The organism is Vibrio tapetis subsp. quintayensis, from assembly GCF_030409945.1.
GTDB lineage: Bacteria > Pseudomonadota > Gammaproteobacteria > Enterobacterales > Vibrionaceae > Vibrio > Vibrio quintayensis.
On sequence record NZ_JAUFQV010000023.1, the window covers coordinates 109,686 to 125,768 of the forward strand.

Here is a 16,083-nt window from a genome sequence, read left to right on the forward strand (position 1 = left end):
ATTTTACGCAATACTAAAAGGTAGTTATTGCAATTCTACGGTCACACGACCTGTTTTTACTTCATAAATGAATTTGTGATCACTGCCTTCTTGTTGTACATAAGTACACGTGTTGTCAGGATTTTCTGACGTATTTGCTTCGGCAGTGTATTTTAAATTTTTTAAATCTGTATCGCTCGCATCACCAACTTTTGGCGGATTTTGCAGCAAGTTGTCCATTAAATCAACACATGCAGTTGAGGTTAATGTGGTTGGTGCTGTCGTCTCACCGCTAACTTTTAACGCAATTGGGTAACCATCGCGGAAGCCGCTTTCGTTGCCACTGTTGTCAAATGAACGAGTAAGCCAAAATTCGACACCGTCGTACTCTATCCAGTGTTGCTTTGCATTTCCCGTGCCATCTCCTGGTCGGCCTTTGGCTTCCCACTGTGCACGCGCAGACAACACGCCCGTCGCATAACCACCAGCAACGCCTTCAATACTTGCTTTTTTTGCTTCGTCTGTAACATTCAAGAACTTAGGCAATGCCGCTGCGGCCAGTAACCCCAGAATCACAATCACTACTACCAATTCAACTAATGAAAAACCCGACTGTTTTTTCACTGACTTCACCTATTTCTTAATATTATCATACCGCTTACAGGTGCATATTATATCGTATGCTTTCATGTAAGCCCATCACAAACTTTACTCTGCCGTCTATTTTTCGACAGTTATTGCCAATTTTTTGTCACTCAACTTAAGATTTAAAACCTTATTATTTTCAAACTGGTACCGGCACTGATAAACCAACCCGTCACTTTTTAAGGTCGACTTAGGTATGTCTACGTAGCCCCACCCAAGATTCGGGTACAATATTGAAAGCCACCAATCACAATCAACTTGGTTACCGTTAATCGGCTTTACCCAACCATTATGATCGTAGTGCACCGTCTGTTTTGCGACAGACAGTACATCTGGCTGTTTATTTACAAGCCATTGCTGGCGGTAACCGTTTGCACGTTCATTTATTTGACCAACCACCACATCAAAGGTGGTGTTTTCTGCTTTCTGATCCACTTTATTCCAATTGAAATTAAGAAACGCCAACAGTGCTACGATGACCGCAAGCCATATTGCGACTCTCGGTATGCTTATCATATTGCCCATGTTATCCCTTAACGACGTCCAGCATGCCCCACATAGGTAGAAATATACCTAACGCAAGTAGCAATACCATGCCCGCAACAATCACGAGTAACAAAGGTTCAATTCGAGCCGTCAGCGTTTTAAGATCATAATCAACTTCACGATCGTAAAAATCTGACACCTCTAATAATAGCTCATCAATTCGGCCAGTTTCTTCCCCGACAGAAATCATCTGAATCACCAACGGAGTGAATATCTCACTTTGAATCGCGGTGGATGAAACGGTGCTCCCCGCTTCAATGGCCGATTTCATTTCTAAAATACGCAGCTCTAAAAACTTATTCCCAAGCGCTTCACCTGATAAGGCCAAAGACTGGTTTAGTGGCACACCCGATTTTAGCATTAGAGCAAAAGTACGCGAGAATCGAGACAACTGGGCACGATTTACGATGTCGCCAACAATGGGCACTCGTAGGCGAAACTTGTCCCATTTTTCTCTGCCGACTTCCGTTCCAATCCATGATTTAAACGCAAAAAACATCATGACTAAAGCAGCAATTAACCACATCCAGTAGTTAACAAAAAAGTCAGACGTTGCGATCAAAATTCGAGTCGGCAATGGCAGATCCACACCAAACTTTGCAAACATACTAGTAAATTGTGGAATTACTTTAATGTTAAGTACCAGCATCGCGATGCTGATAAAGCTCAACACGAATATCGGGTAACGCATGGCGGTTTTGATGCGCTTTCGAGTTTCCAATTCTTGCTCATAATATTGAGAAAGCTGAAACAATGCCTGATCTAAACGACCGGTATTTTCACCCACGTTGATCATTGAAACAAACAAAGGACTGAATACTTTAGGATGTAGCTGCATAGACGCAGACAAGCTGCGCCCGTTGGTCAACTCATGCCCCACTTCTTCTAAAGCGTGTTTCAATTGTTTGTTCGCACAGTTTTGCACTAAGCCTTTAATCGCTCGTAACAAAGGCACCCCAGCTTTGGTTAAGCTATACAGCTGGCGACAAAAAATCACTAAGATCTCTAACGGTATCGCCTGAGCGAACAGGTTATTTATGTCAAAACTGCTCGCTTCGGCTGATTTTCCTTTTACGATCGCCGTTGGGATAACGCCTTTGTTAACCAGCGCTTCTGCTGCTAGTTCTTCCGTTGGTGCATCAACCTGGCCATTGACCTTTTGGCCTTGAGCGTTTCTACCTTGATATTGATAAGTCGCCATTTATCTGTCTCTAAATCAATATAGGGTCAGCAGAACCGGATGCATCACCCTCACCTAGGTTCATGACTTCATCTAGGCTCACGACACCCTCTAAAGCCAATTCCATCGCAGAGGCCAGCAAAGGTTTGTAATTGGTCGATAACCTTGCTTGACGAGCAAATTCTACCGCGTCACTCGATCTCAATGCGTCCATCATGTGATTTTCAAGCTCAAGCATTTCAAATACCCCGACTCGCCCACGGTAGCCGGTCAAATTACAGTTTTGGCATCCCATGCCTTTAAAGAATTTAGCACCCTGTTGATTTGGGAATCGAGAAACAAGCCACTGATGACGAGCTTCATCCACTTCATCATGACCACTGCAATCTGGGCAGATTTTACGAACCAATCGCTGCGCGACAACCGCTCTTACGGCACTCGCCACTAAATAACCCGGAGCACCCATATCCATCATACGCAACGCACTGTCGATCGCATCATTGGTGTGCAACGTACTTAACACCAAGTGACCGGTTAGTGCTGCTCTGAGCCCAATTTCAACGGTTTCTTGGTCACGCATTTCCCCCACTAAAATGATATCGGGATCTTGACGAAGGAAAGTTCTCAGTATGGTCGAAAAATCGAGGTTAATTTTACTGTTAACTTGAACTTGGTTAACTCGCTCTAAGCGGTATTCAACCGGGTCTTCCGCGGTAATGATTTTCTTACCGGGCTCGTTAAGTTCAGACAAGGCACCGTATAGCGTGGTTGTTTTACCGGAACCTGTTGGTCCAGTAACCAAGATCATGCCATGTGGCCGTCTGAGTTGCTTTCTTAGACGAAGCAGTAGATCTTCTGGTAAGCCCGACTCTTCTAATTTTCTCACTCCGGAAGTCTGGTTAAGTAAACGCATCACCACTGATTCACCGTGTTGGACTGGCATAGTCGACATACGAATATCAACAGACTGACCTTTAGCTCGAATGTTAAAACGACCATCTTGAGGCAAGCGCTTCTCTGATATATCCAGATTAGCCATCAGCTTTAAACGCAACACCAAAGCAGAAGCAATGTTAACTTCATTTAAAAGCGTTTCATGCAACACACCATCGATACGTTGACGAAGCCGTAGAACTCCTGCGTCTGGCTCGATATGTATATCGGAAGCTCCAACTTGGATAGCATCTTCAAATAAGGAATTGATCAGTTTAACAACGGTAACTTCATCGCTGTCTTCATCATCACCAAAACTAAAGTCGAAGCTGTCGGTGGTCTGGTGTTCTGCGTGAAGTTGTTCAGCGAATGAAGCAATTTCTTTTGTTCTTCGGTAGTAGCGATCAAAGCCATCAACCAACTGACGCTCTGGTGCGATGACAAAATCAATGGTGTAGTGCTGCAATTGACTAAGTAGTGACTCTTGAGCGAATAGATCCGCTGGGTCACTCATCGCGACCCGCAGTACATCACCTTGCCTGCCTACAATCAGCGCCCTTAAACGACGCGCATGAACTTCGGGAAGTAGTTGTACGGCCTCGACATCAATATTCGCTCGACCTAAATCAATTAACGGCAGTGAAAGTTGTTGAGATAAAAAGTTCAGCATTTGGCTTTCGGTCAAGAAACCCAGTTGGATCAGGGTATCACCAAGCTTTCGGCCCGTTTGTTTTTGATGAGCCAATGCTTGCTCAACTTGAGGTTCAGAAATGATCCCCTCTTCAACCAACAAGTCTCCGAGTCGTTTTCTCAGTTTAATCTGCATTTTGAACCTTCTTCGTCTCTTGAATCACAACCAAACGACTACGAATAAAATCATGAGTTTTATTGGATAATCCGACTCGATTCAGTGCTTTATTGTACGAAACCTTTGCGCTATCCAATTGGTCACTTCGCTCTTGGGAAATAGCCAAACCAAGCCACCATTTAGCGTTGTTGCCGTCTTTTTCAGTCAGTAATTGATAGCTTTCTAGTGCTAATTCTTGTCTTTTTATCTGCTGAGCTAAGCCTGCTCTTGCAGCCAAATAATCAACATCAGGATTTTCTGGTAAATGCTCAATAACACCAAGTGCAGCTTGAGGTAACTCCTGCTTAATCAGAATATTAACCAATGCTAAACGTAAGTTTTGACTGTCATTATCTAATTCAATGCCCTGCTGTAATACCCTCACCGCCCTTCGAGTGTCGCTACGGCCATAATAAAGTGCAGCAACACGCTTGCGTATGTTTTCGTCTCTTGGGGTATATCTTAGTGCGGATTCATAAGCCTTTATTGCACTGCCATAATCGTTAGCATCCAGTGCTTTTCTCGCTCGGGAGCTGGCTTTATCTGCCAATTGTTGTGGTGTTAACTCAACTTGAACCACTTCCATCACACCCGTTTCTAAAACGTTTTGTTTGGCTGTTTGAGCTGGCTCGTTTTTCACAATAGGAGCCGGGCTTTCAACCTTTGTTGTTTTAGCTGGAGTGGATTTTGGTTTAGGCGTCTCGACTTTCGGAGCCGCTGGTTTAGCCTTAGGCGATGATTCCACGCTTACTGCGGGGGTAACTTGAGCGAAGTCCTCATCACTTAATTCTGTTCCATCAGCAATGCTTGACTCAATATTCACTTGTTCGACTTTTCGAGGAGCCGGTTTAACTAAAACAGGCTCACTCTCTGGAGGTGAGTCTTGAGGAGTAGTGAGAGAAACCGTGGTAGTTACCGGTTGACTGCTTGGCTGCGGGCTTTGTTTTGCCATTACTGCTGGCTCAACAACTTGCGACGAACTCGGAACTTCTGATTCAGCTGAATTCAACCAGAAAAACAGACCAGCACTTACTCCTACTACCAAACCACCAGCCGCGAGCAGACTTACGGCCTTATTGCTGCTTTTAATTGGCGCAACATTCACTTTCTCAAGAGGCTGTGCAGTACTTCCTTTTTTCTCTGTCATATCAGAGAGCGCTTTATTGATTACACTCATGCAAGCCCCCATCCCCATAACACAGGTTTTTTAAATTTTGGCTTTAGCGTATCTAACGTATCGTTAATCGCATCGAACACATGGCTATTTTGCACATGTGTATCTTTGTGTGTAAATGCTAAGAGTAACGATTTATGGCATACCTGATTGATCAACCTTGGTACGCCTCTTGACGCTCTCCAAATGGCTTTCTTCACTGTATTATCAAACAACTTGGTATTGCCACCACTGATCTGCAGCCTGTGTTCAATATAAGCAAACGTTTCAGCCATGGATAAACTGCGCAGATTAGCACTGAATGAAATTCGCTGACGAAGCTGCCTTAAGTGGTGTTCCTCTAAACGGCTATCTAATTCTGGTTGCCCTAGTAAGACAATTTGCATCAACTTAGCTTGTTCGGTTTCAAGGTTACCAAACAGACGAATGGTTTCTAACGATTCATCACTTAAGCACTGCGCTTCATCAACTAAAGCCACAACACGTTGCCCTTGCTTATGAAGCTCCAGTAATTTGGCATGAATGGCGTCAACAATGCTTTCACTGCCTATGAGCTCAATCGCGAGCTCTTTCACCACAGCTAGGCGTAGCTCTTCTGCTGATAACTGAGGATTGGGTAAATAAACCAACGCGACTTGATCGGCCAATTGGTTAATTAACATGCGACAAACCATGGTCTTTCCCGTGCCGACTTCGCCAGACACTTTGATGACGCCCTCGCCCATTTCTATGGCAGACAATACCGTTTGAATAGCTTCATAATGTGGCGGAAGCCCCTGAAATAATTCAGTATTCGGTGTTAGTGAAAATGGCGCTTGATTGAAGCCATAAAAGCTCTGATACATAACTACTCTTCAGGGAACCATTCTTGTAATAAATCACGAGAGCGTTCAAGCTCTTGCTGCCATGTGTTCACACCTACGATGGTGGGTTTTAGCAAAATAACCAGTTCGGTTTTCTGGGTTAATTTGGTTACGTTGCGGAAAAGGTGCCCTAGGCCTGGAACGTCACCTAAAAATGGTACTTTAGACACTTTATCGACCGTATTTGACTTCATCAAACCACCGATAACCACCACATCCCCATCTCTCGCTCGAATGACAGAGTCAGATTCTCGAATAGAGCTTTTTGCCAACGGCACATCATACGCAACACCACCCAAATCAATGTTTTTAGATTGTGTTTCTACATCTATTACCGCGGGGTGCACATGAAGTAACACAAAACCCGTGTCATCAATTTGTGGTGTCACATCCAAAGATATACCGGAGAAAAATGGGGTAAGTTCAATGTCTGGTGCCGCATTGGCGTTGTCACCACTGCTAACCACACTTGAAATGTCGGTAACAAAGTACTCATCCTGCCCGACTTTAATTACGGCTTTTTGGTTATTCGCAGCAGTGACCCTAGGGCTTGAAAGTACATTCAAATCACCCTGAGTTTCCATAAAGCTCAATACCGCACTGAAGTTTCCATCTGAAATAGTTACATTAGTTTGCCCCCCAAGTAGAGAGCCAATGGCATCTAGTCCCGGCAAATCTGGAATAGGGCTAGTTGCACCTCGACCCGTTGAAATGTTGGTGCCGCCTATGCTTCCAGAAATATTTGACCAATTAATACCTTGTTGATAACCGTCATTCAGTGTCACTTCTAGAATTTTGGCTTCCAGAATCACTTGGCGTTGCATTCTTTTTTGAGATACACCTAAAAACTGTTTAATTTCACGTATTTCATCCGGAAATGCTCGAACGGTTAATACACTAGCCTGAGGCGAGACAATGACGTTGCGCCCATTACCCGTCCCAATCAATGTACCGACCGCTTTTTCTAACTGCGGCCAAAAATCACTTTCACTGGTCGTTTCAATTTCAGTCCCGCCTGTCGGGCTAGTGCTTGTAGAGCTTGATGAAGAGCCTGAGCTGGACGAAGAGCTAGAATTAGAAGAACTTGACGAACTGCTACCACCATCTTTACTGGTAACAGACCCAGTAGAAATTGACGTTAACGACTTACCTAAACGCTTAAACTGCAGATAATCAACAGGAATCGTTTCTGTGCGAAGGCCAGCAGGGTAAATTTGAATAACTTTACCACTTTGAACCACATCAAAACCGTACATATCACGTACAACATTCAGTACTTCATCAAGAGTCACATCTGTTAGGTTTACCGTGATTCGACCGCTCACATTCGGGTGAATAGCCGCGCTGAACTCGGTTCCCTTAACTAAGCTGGCAAAGAAAGTTTTTGCCTCTACGCCATTGGCTTGAACACGAAAACGCTTAAGCGGAGCCTGAGTACTCAATGGTTGCCCGTCAAAATGCGGCATCAAGTCGTCTTGGACCGATGCGGGAAGGTCGTCTAATGCACGACTATTGGCTTCGTTGACCGCTTCGTTTAGTGCTTGTTTGACTTCAACAGGGTCTCGATGCCCCATATTAGTACACCCCACTAACGACGCGACTATCATTGCTACTACATATTTACGCATATTTACCATCAAGCCTTAGCTTAGTGTTTGATTTTTGCCGTGAACAGCTCGAGTTTCCACTGCTTGGCACCTTTTCTAATCACGACATATTCAGGCGTAACTTGGCTTGTCGTATAGCCGTTAACTCGGTCACCATCTTCAACAACGCGATCATTAATTATGGCATAGCATTGTGCACCATTTTCACAAACAATCGATTGTAGCGTCGGTACCGCAGCCTTTTTAACTGGGCGCTTAGCGGTCGTCGATGCTTTAGGTGCTAACCACCCAAGTGGTGCTGTCGGATCTTGATTTGCTGACACTTGAAAGTGAATCAGCGCAAACAATAACACTGTAATTCTAACCACCAATAAACTCCTGGCCTGTGCCTAATGTATACACCACTAACGTCAGATTAGCCCGTGGGTATTCATCCACTTGGTATTGAAAACTACGCCAAAAATAGCGCACAGGCATGGCTTCAAGTGTTGAAAGATACGCTTGAATATCAAAGTACTTGCCACTCAACTCAATTCGAACCGGGTGAATAAAGTATCCGGCATTCACCGCTTGCCCATTAGACATGATCGGCTCGGCAGGCAGCGATTGTAGACTGCGAAGCTTTAAATTTTTACTGGACGCTAAAACCTGTTCGAGCAACTCAGCCATCTGATTAGGTGTGACTAAGTTTTTAACGATTTCATCCAATTGAGCATCCAGTAGCTCACTCTGCTGCTGAAGTTGAGTCAATTTTATATCGACATCTTTATCTGGATCGCCTTTGAGCATATTCGTAACCCGAGCAATCTCACTCTGAGCACGAATCGCCGCTAGCTCAACAGACTGAAGCTGGTTGCTTTGCTGTGATTGACGTTCAAATGCAGGCTCTAACAAAAAGGTCAGCATCAGCATGAACACACCGACCGCACCACCAATGGCAATTAACCACTTCTCTCGCTCAGTCATTGCTGAAAATTTGGTGACCAAGGGTTCAAATATAGACATCATTGACCTCCAGCCCTCTTAGTTTGCAAATCAAATGTGACGATATCATCTTCATTTCGACCAATTGATAGCTTTTCAAAATTTCGCCCAACCAGATCCAACTCATTTTTGAATTGCTTAATCCAGTTTGGTATCACACTTGGGTTTCGCGCCAATCCGCTAACGTTAAGGGTATTAGGTTGAATTAAAATTGAGTTAAGTGAAATATCACTGCGGCCTAAACGGGCCAATGCACTCATAACACCTGAATAACCAATTTGTTGTTGTTCTTCAAATTGGCCCACCGCTTTTAAAGACTCTTGCTTTGCTCGCACTGATATCTCTAATCGCTCTATCGTAGCCAATTTAGCTGGTGATGCTTGATGCTGACTAACCAGTTTTTGTAGCTCTTTTAATTGATGATTAAATTGATCCGCTTGCTGTTTCGCAATTCGAATATTCTCTTGCTGTTGAGTGTTGTTATACTCGGTATACCCATATATTCCGCCCATCAACACGGCAATAGCAAGCCATGCGGCAGCAACAACGGGGAGTGAGAAATATTCCTTTCTAGGTCTTAGGTGATCGGGGAATAAATTAATTCCTGATGAGCCTATGTGCAATGCATGCAGTGAAAGCAATACGCCACATGCGCTGTCTTTATCGTGGAGAGTATCAACCTTAACACTCAACCTTTCTTCTAATGCCTGCTTCAACTCTGAATCAATTTCATCATCACAACAGATAAATATCTTGTGAAATTGAGACTGCTTAACTTGAGACGATAGATAGTCAATGGAACGCTGCAGTTCAAGCGCTAAGCCATCGATTTGCAAACTGTTCGCGTTAGCGCCGGTAACCGGAGCCATGACGCCTCGAATGGTTCTGTGGAAAAAATTCTTAGACTCTACATAGGCATTAATTTTGAAACTACTGCGCGTACTCTGATGCAGTAAAACAAAATCCGTGACACCATCAAGCGTCTGTGCCCATACCTCATCTTCAGGCACCACTCTTTCTAATTCAATACGATGCTTATCAAATAGAGCGCGCAGTGGTGTTAGCACTTTTTGGCTTAATACGTAAGTTTGCAGTTTATTGCTATTAGGCAGCAGTACGCCATCCGCGACGATCTCCGTCACCCGCTCTGCAACAAGATCTTTAAGTAGGAAGGGTAAGCCTACTGCCCACTCTTCTGGCGGAAGTTCCGGCTTTTCAACTTGGTAGCTCTGATAGTGGTGCGCGCCTAGAGTCACTATCGCATTCGCACCTATGTAGGCATCGTTATCCAGCGCACTCGTCAAGGCGGTAAGCCACCCCGACGCGTCGATTGGGAAAAGAGAGGTTTCACCATCAAAGGTTAAATAAATCGCGTCCTCGAGCAAAACCAAACTCAATACACTTGAACTTGATTTCTTTCCCTTGAGCCTGCCTAAAAACGAAGCAACATTCATATCTATTTACTACTCACTTACTATTTGTTCGCCACCGATTCCGGCGACCAATCGCCACTTTTTTCGCTTTAACAACGGGAAGTAGCTGGGTCTCTTCATCAAATAATCGACCTTGGCCGCCATCTATACCCAGCTCTTTTAACGTTTGCCATTCATTTTTTGTTTCAACACCAACGGCAATCACTTGAGTTCTGCTATCAATACACGCACCAAGAAGACTACGTATAAACAATTGATTTTCTTGCCTTTGGTCTATTTTTTTGCTTAAGCTTCGGTGCAATTTTAAATAATCAACGTCTAGATCTTTAATATAATGTGTACTGGTAATGGTTCGCCCTGCTTGTTGAACTATGATTTTACAGCCTAGACCAGAAATCATTCGGATCACCGGTCGCATATAATCAAGATTCTTAACCAACGCACCCTCGACAAATTCAAAGCTTAGTCTATGGCGAATACTGGTTGGTAGTTGGAGTAACTCGTCACGGAACCACCTTGTATATATTTTGTGCCGAAAAGGCAATATATTCAAGTTGATAGAATAACATACATCATACGAATTATTTGACTTTAACCATTGGATAATTTGCTGCATCACTGCTCTATCCATTTGTGCTTCATAGCCAACCTGTTCTATGGCAGCGCTAAAGCGTGATGCTTTAATGATTGTATCGCTCTGTTCGTCATAGATACGAGCAAACAATTCTTGGTGTAAAAGTGTTTCTTCATTCTCATTTTTGAGAAAGCAAGCTTGTTGGAATATAAACAATTTTCCGGGAACGAACGCTTTATCAAACAGAGTTCTCCATCGAACACTGCCTCTTGCTTCATCTTTCGAGGCCTTTTTAGAAAAACGACTCCAAGCATTATGTTGCTCCATTTGAGCAGCTTTCAGAGCGATTTCAGCTTCATCGATGATATAACCTCGACGCTCCCCCTCTTTATACATGCTAATGCCAATATGACACCAATTATCACTTTCAAGGGAATCTAGTAATGTGAGTTTTTCAAGCTGCTTCAAACATTGTGTCGCAACGATAGCGATGTCTTTACTATTTTGGTGAGGGATCAAAACTGCAAAATCAGCATCATAATAACGAGAGAATATAACGTCTGGATATTTCTGAGCAATGTTCGACAATATTTGCCCCACATCAACAATAAACTGGTCACGGCTGTTCTTATCGTGCTGTTCTTGCGTTTCTTCCCAATCCTTGATGCGCAATAATACGACACCACCATGAGAACCACTTTCTTGCAGCGCGGACTCAAGCTTGCTTTCGAACAACACACGGTTCGCCGCTCCGGTTAATTGATCAAGGAAGGTATGCGTACGTATGAATGTATCAAACCGGCTACGCTCTTGCCGAGCATCGTTTAACTCTTCAATGAGGTTATCTAGAGCTTCACTTGCTGTGTAAGGCCATTCTCGATGATCACCTTTGGCGTGATCTTGCGTTCGACCCGCTAAGATCATCCGGCCACGCTCTTCTAGCAATTCAGATCCATATAACTGACCTCTGAGCCATTTAACGCCTCGAAGCAAGCAAAAGATGATCAGACCAACCGCTAAGGTAATCGAAGACATCGCTTCCATTGAATAACTAGCACTGAGATAAGGCGGGATAACGTCAAAGGTAACGCGATACGATGGGTGGCTTTTAAGGGGAAACGTTAATTGCTTTAGTCTTGTGGCATCAACCACTTTGGTTGTATCTCGGAAATGATAAATGACACCAGCTTCTGATGTAATCGTCATCTCAATAACGTCGCTGGATTTTAATATTTTAGGCAGCCACTTAGCCATCGACTGAGCCGCTTCAGGGTCGCTTATTTCTTTGTCGACCACATCGGCAATACCTGACATGTAAACATTAACGTATTCCTGCCCGATCCGTTTGAACGATAATGTCCCGCCCACAAATAAGATGAACATCGCACTGACCACAATCATGGTTACAAACGCAACCAAGCGAGTACTTAATTTTAAAGTAGGCGTATAACGCATCCACTTACTTCCTTGCTATTTCATCAATCCATTAATTTACATAATGATCAATGAACTCTATTGGTACAAGTACTTCATTGTAAAAGCTAAACAAAAGCCGCGAAAATTCGCGGCTTTATAAAATGATATCATCTAGAACACTTTTAAATTACATGAGTGCTAGAACGGGATGTCATCATCAAAATCCATTGGTGGCTCATTGTATTGAGGCTGAGCTTTTTGAGGCGCCTGTTGTTGTGGAGCCTGCTGCGCTTGATGTTGTGGTGCTTGTTGCTGCTGAGGCGCATGTTGAACAGGTTGCTGTGGTTGTCCCCAGCTGCCTTGTTGTTGCTGTTGACCACCCATACCTTGAGATTGGCCACCTTGACCTTGACGGCCACCTAGCATTTGCATCACACCATTGAAGCCTTGTACCACAACTTCTGTTGTGTAGCGATCTTGACCGCTTTGATCTTGCCATTTACGCGTTTGTAATTGTCCTTCAATGTATACTTGAGAACCTTTACGTAAGTATTCACCCGCAACTTCAGCCAACTTACCGAAAAGTGCAACTCGGTGCCATTCCGTCTTTTCTCGTTGCTCGCCAGTTGCTTTGTCACGCCAAGATTCAGACGTTGCGATAGTGATGTTCGCCACGGCATTGCCATTTGGCATATAGCGAATCTCAGGGTCGTTACCTAGATTTCCCACTAAAATTACTTTGTTTACTCCACGGCTTGCCATGTTTTTGCTCCGTCTAAATTGTATTCAGCTTAAAATTTTTAGCGCTCTAGGATAACACGATATTTCCTTGGTACAAATCCACCGGTAACGATTTATCTTCCTAACGCTCATTCCCATAAATCTATCTGCATTACCTTTAACTTGACATGAATATGCTCTCTTGAACAAAGACTTAATCAAGGGTTCGTTCGAAAAGTTTGTCGTTGACCGCAAGTTTCCATCTTTAAATTTATCAATTACTTAACTTAAATCTAACTAGGACTCAAATTCACATCATTTCCCCATAAGAAAGCACACAACATACGGAATAATTGTCAATATAGTCGTCATCACTGACCCGCGCTCACCTGCGTCAACTAAATATGAGGTTTCACCTATGTTATACCCAGCACAATATTTGATGATTTGTGAGCTCAACCGAACCAATCATTTGCTAGTGCAAACGATCAGCGAAGCGTTGAAACAACAAATCACTCTCGTCGATATTTTTAGTATCTCCGAAAGCAATCATGATTTTTCGAATAAAACGCTTCTGGTTGATGCGACTCGATTAGCTGACTTAGCGAACGTCAATAAACACTTATCCAGTTTACCAAGTAGGCCAAACTGCGCATTAATCAATATGGGGGAACAACTCCCTGTCGCCGAAATGTTGCAATGGCCTAATTTAAAAGGCTGCTTTGAACTTAATCATCCACCAGAAAACATCGCCAATGGGTTGATAGCTATCACCAATGGCGAAAACTGGCTCAACCGTTCGATTATGACCACCCTATTAGAGAATTATCAAGATAGGCTAGCCGTCTACAACCCGAGCTACCACATCACCTTAACGTCACGAGAACTAGACGTATTGCAAAGCTTAAAGAAAGGCTTATCGAATAATGATATTGCCGATGACCTATTCATCAGTGAGAACACGATAAAAAGTCACCTTTACAATATTTTTCGAAAGATTGAAGTTAGAAATCGTGTTCAAGCGATTAATTGGGCAAAACAGTATCTGCCATAGCGGACGCTTCAACCAATATGATAAGTTAGACTGCAAATGAGCTAACAGGGATGAAACAATGGCCAATTACGATGTATTTAATGGCGACGCCGACGGATTAACGGCATTGGTGCAACTTCGACTTGCCAACCCAAAGCGATCAACCTTGGTGACGGGAGTAAAAAGAGACATCGCATTGTTGCAACAAATAACGCCTTCAAATGGCGACCAAGTGACCGTGCTCGATGTTTCCTTGGATAAAAATAGAGAGCCTTTAGCGCTCTGCCTTGCTAATGGCGCAGCCGTATTTTATGCCGATCATCATAGCGCTAAAGTGATGCCATCCTCATCCAACTTTGAAGCACATATCCACACTCACGCAAATACGTGTACCGCTTTAATTATCAATAACTACCTTTCAGGTAAATACGCCTTGTGGGCCGTGGTGGGTGCATTTGGTGACAACTTACGCGCCCCCGCGACTCAACTGGCACAAAAACTGGACATGTCGGAACACGACATTGCTCAATTAGAGTTGCTTGGTATCTACCTCAATTACAACGGCTATGGTGAAGCAACCTCCGATTTACTTTACGCCCCAGACGAACTGTTCCGATTATTAATTAAGTACAGTAACCCCTTAGATTTCATCCAACAAGAATCCCGTATTTTCGACAAGCTTCAAGCGAGATTTAATAGCGACTTAGCACAAGCAAATAGTATTGAAGTGTCGCAAGAAAATGAAGTCTGCCGGGTGTTTATACTGCCTAACGAGGCGTGGACAAAACGCGTAAGCGGTGTTTACAGTAATGCTCTTGCCAATGAAGCCCCAACTAAAGCACACGCCATCATTACCACCAATAAAAAAGGTGGATATCTAATTAGTATACGGGCCCCTTTGGAGAATAAGTTTGGCGCTGAGGCTCTCGCTAGCCAGTTTAATACAGGTGGCGGCCGCGAGGCGGCGGCTGGAATTAACCATCTACCTAAAGAGCAATTATCAACGTTCATTCACAAATTTCAGCAACATTTTGCCAATAGGTAAAATGAGACAACGCAAAACCATTTTGTCTACTGACTTGAAATGCTAAAGTAGCGCCAAATATTAAATTAAAGACAATTGACTAGGATAATCAAAATGATCAAAAAATGCCTCTTCCCGGCAGCAGGCTATGGAACGCGCTTCTTACCTGCAACAAAATCAATGCCAAAAGAAATGATGCCCATCGTAAATAAGCCACTGATTGAATACGGTGTCGATGAAGCCATTGAAGCGGGTATGACGGGAATGTGCATTGTCACTGGCCGTGGCAAGCACTCCATCATGGATCATTTTGATAAAAACTATGAACTTGAGCACCAAATCAGTGGGACTAACAAAGAAGACCTACTGGTAGATATTCGCCAGACGATTGACTCTGCTCACTTTACTTACGTGCGTCAGCGTGAAATGAAAGGCTTAGGCCACGCGATTTTAACAGGCCGTGAACTGGTCGGTGATGAACCGTTTGCCGTTGTACTGGCTGATGACTTATGTGTTAACCAACAGCAAGGTGTTCTTGCTCAGATGGTTGCGCTGTATAAGCAATTTCGTTGCTCGATCGTCGCGGTTCAAGAAGTCCCAGAAGAAGAAACTCATAAATATGGCGTTATTTCTGGCGAAATGATCAAAGACGATCTTTTCCGAGTAGACGATATGGTTGAAAAGCCAGAAGCGGGTACGGCACCAAGCAACCTAGCGATTATTGGTCGCTACATCTTAACTCCTGATATTTTCGAGCTGATTGAACAAACAGAACCAGGTAAAGGTGGCGAAATTCAAATTACCGATGCCCTATTAAAACAGGCTAAATCTGGCTGCGTATTAGCGTATAAATTTAAAGGTCAGCGTTTTGATTGTGGTAGCGTTGAAGGTTATATCGAAGCCACGAACTACTGTTATCAGAATGTCTACTTGGCTAACGAAAAAACCGCGGAGCTTGGCCAACAAGCGACACAAAAAGAACAGAAGTAACCCTTCTTCGCTTCAGTGATATTACAATCAAAATAATCCAGCCTAGTGCTGGATTATTTTTTTACTGTTATTTTATCCAGTATTTTTCTTTGCACAAAAGTTAGTCTATGCAATACTTAACTCTATCAATAATAC

At 43.5% G+C, this 16,083-nt stretch carries 15 protein-coding genes; 3 read left to right on the plus strand and 12 right to left on the minus strand.

Annotated elements, in window-relative coordinates:
- Positions 1-24: 24 nt before the first annotated feature.
- The 12 genes from QWZ04_RS08735 to QWZ04_RS08790 all read right to left on the minus strand — a co-directional run bounded on the left by QWZ04_RS08735 (position 25) and on the right by QWZ04_RS08790 (position 12,943).
- On the minus strand, positions 25-603 hold the full coding sequence (locus QWZ04_RS08735; RefSeq protein WP_290327032.1) for a prepilin-type N-terminal cleavage/methylation domain-containing protein: 579 nt from the start codon (positions 601-603) through the stop codon (positions 25-27).
- A 96-nt stretch (positions 604-699) separates the two neighbouring features.
- Complete coding sequence (locus QWZ04_RS08740) at positions 700-1,149, minus strand: hypothetical protein (RefSeq protein WP_290327034.1); 450 nt, start codon at positions 1,147-1,149, stop codon at positions 700-702.
- Between the two features lies 1 nt (position 1,150).
- A complete protein-coding gene (locus QWZ04_RS08745; RefSeq protein ID WP_290327037.1) occupies positions 1,151-2,371 on the minus strand; it encodes a type II secretion system F family protein in 1,221 nt (406 codons plus the stop codon).
- Between the two features lie 10 nt (positions 2,372-2,381).
- Positions 2,382-4,109 (minus strand): MSHA fimbrial ATPase MshE, encoded by a 1,728-nt coding sequence (gene mshE / locus QWZ04_RS08750; protein ID WP_290327040.1) that lies wholly within the window; start codon positions 4,107-4,109, stop codon positions 2,382-2,384.
- Positions 4,099-5,307: a tetratricopeptide repeat protein gene (locus QWZ04_RS08755; protein WP_290327042.1), complete on the minus strand. Its 1,209-nt coding sequence runs from the start codon at positions 5,305-5,307 to the stop codon at positions 4,099-4,101. The genes mshE and QWZ04_RS08755 overlap by 11 nt, the downstream gene beginning before the upstream one ends.
- On the minus strand, positions 5,304-6,149 hold the full coding sequence (locus QWZ04_RS08760) for an ExeA family protein (RefSeq protein ID WP_290327044.1): 846 nt from the start codon (positions 6,147-6,149) through the stop codon (positions 5,304-5,306). The genes QWZ04_RS08755 and QWZ04_RS08760 overlap by 4 nt, the downstream gene beginning before the upstream one ends.
- A 2-nt stretch (positions 6,150-6,151) precedes the next feature.
- Positions 6,152-7,795, minus strand: coding sequence for a pilus (MSHA type) biogenesis protein MshL (gene mshL, locus QWZ04_RS08765; protein ID WP_290327047.1), 1,644 nt, complete (start codon positions 7,793-7,795; stop codon positions 6,152-6,154).
- A 20-nt stretch (positions 7,796-7,815) separates the two neighbouring features.
- On the minus strand, positions 7,816-8,142 hold the full coding sequence (locus QWZ04_RS08770) for an MSHA biogenesis protein MshK (protein ID WP_290327049.1): 327 nt from the start codon (positions 8,140-8,142) through the stop codon (positions 7,816-7,818).
- Positions 8,135-8,782 carry a type 4a pilus biogenesis protein PilO gene (locus tag QWZ04_RS08775; RefSeq protein ID WP_353958850.1) on the minus strand — a complete coding sequence of 216 codons (648 nt, stop codon included), beginning with the start codon at positions 8,780-8,782 and terminating at the stop codon, positions 8,135-8,137. The genes QWZ04_RS08770 and QWZ04_RS08775 overlap by 8 nt, the downstream gene beginning before the upstream one ends.
- Positions 8,779-10,212, minus strand: a complete 1,434-nt coding sequence (locus QWZ04_RS08780; protein ID WP_290327052.1) for a PilN domain-containing protein — start codon at positions 10,210-10,212, stop codon at positions 8,779-8,781. Before QWZ04_RS08780 ends, QWZ04_RS08775 begins: the two co-directional genes overlap by 4 nt.
- Before the next feature lie 13 nt (positions 10,213-10,225).
- A complete protein-coding gene (csrD, locus tag QWZ04_RS08785; RefSeq protein ID WP_290327054.1) occupies positions 10,226-12,220 on the minus strand; it encodes an RNase E specificity factor CsrD in 1,995 nt (664 codons plus the stop codon).
- Between the two features lie 159 nt (positions 12,221-12,379).
- A complete protein-coding gene (locus QWZ04_RS08790) occupies positions 12,380-12,943 on the minus strand; it encodes a single-stranded DNA-binding protein (RefSeq protein ID WP_290327057.1) in 564 nt (187 codons plus the stop codon).
- 376 nt (positions 12,944-13,319) lie between these two features.
- On the opposite strand from QWZ04_RS08790, the gene QWZ04_RS08795 reads away from it, so the two are divergent.
- The 3 genes from QWZ04_RS08795 (at position 13,320) to galU (ending at position 15,948) form a co-directional block, all read left to right on the plus strand.
- Positions 13,320-13,955, plus strand: a complete 636-nt coding sequence (locus QWZ04_RS08795; RefSeq protein ID WP_290327058.1) for a LuxR C-terminal-related transcriptional regulator — start codon at positions 13,320-13,322, stop codon at positions 13,953-13,955.
- 58 nt (positions 13,956-14,013) lie between these two features.
- Positions 14,014-14,979, plus strand: coding sequence for a DHH family phosphoesterase (locus QWZ04_RS08800; RefSeq protein WP_290327060.1), 966 nt, complete (start codon positions 14,014-14,016; stop codon positions 14,977-14,979).
- 93 nt (positions 14,980-15,072) lie between these two features.
- A complete protein-coding gene (galU, locus tag QWZ04_RS08805; RefSeq protein ID WP_290327062.1) occupies positions 15,073-15,948 on the plus strand; it encodes a UTP--glucose-1-phosphate uridylyltransferase GalU in 876 nt (291 codons plus the stop codon).
- Positions 15,949-16,083 lie beyond the last annotated feature (135 nt).

Coding starts and splice junctions, on each gene's coding strand:
- QWZ04_RS08800 (WP_290327060.1), top strand. CDS start 14,014: ATGGCCAATTACGATGTATTTAATGGCGACGCCGACGGATTAACGGCA.
- QWZ04_RS08740 (WP_290327034.1), bottom strand. CDS start 1,149: ATGGGCAATATGATAAGCATACCGAGAGTCGCAATATGGCTTGCGGTC.
- QWZ04_RS08790 (WP_290327057.1), bottom strand. CDS start 12,943: ATGGCAAGCCGTGGAGTAAACAAAGTAATTTTAGTGGGAAATCTAGGT.
- csrD (WP_290327054.1), bottom strand. CDS start 12,220: ATGCGTTATACGCCTACTTTAAAATTAAGTACTCGCTTGGTTGCGTTT.
- QWZ04_RS08745 (WP_290327037.1), bottom strand. CDS start 2,371: ATGGCGACTTATCAATATCAAGGTAGAAACGCTCAAGGCCAAAAGGTC.
- QWZ04_RS08795 (WP_290327058.1), top strand. CDS start 13,320: ATGTTATACCCAGCACAATATTTGATGATTTGTGAGCTCAACCGAACC.
- galU (WP_290327062.1), top strand. CDS start 15,073: ATGATCAAAAAATGCCTCTTCCCGGCAGCAGGCTATGGAACGCGCTTC.
- mshE (WP_290327040.1), bottom strand. CDS start 4,109: ATGCAGATTAAACTGAGAAAACGACTCGGAGACTTGTTGGTTGAAGAG.
- QWZ04_RS08760 (WP_290327044.1), bottom strand. CDS start 6,149: ATGTATCAGAGCTTTTATGGCTTCAATCAAGCGCCATTTTCACTAACA.
- mshL (WP_290327047.1), bottom strand. CDS start 7,795: ATGCGTAAATATGTAGTAGCAATGATAGTCGCGTCGTTAGTGGGGTGT.
- QWZ04_RS08775 (WP_353958850.1), bottom strand. CDS start 8,782: ATGATGTCTATATTTGAACCCTTGGTCACCAAATTTTCAGCAATGACT.
- QWZ04_RS08780 (WP_290327052.1), bottom strand. CDS start 10,212: ATGAATGTTGCTTCGTTTTTAGGCAGGCTCAAGGGAAAGAAATCAAGT.
- QWZ04_RS08755 (WP_290327042.1), bottom strand. CDS start 5,307: ATGAGTGTAATCAATAAAGCGCTCTCTGATATGACAGAGAAAAAAGGA.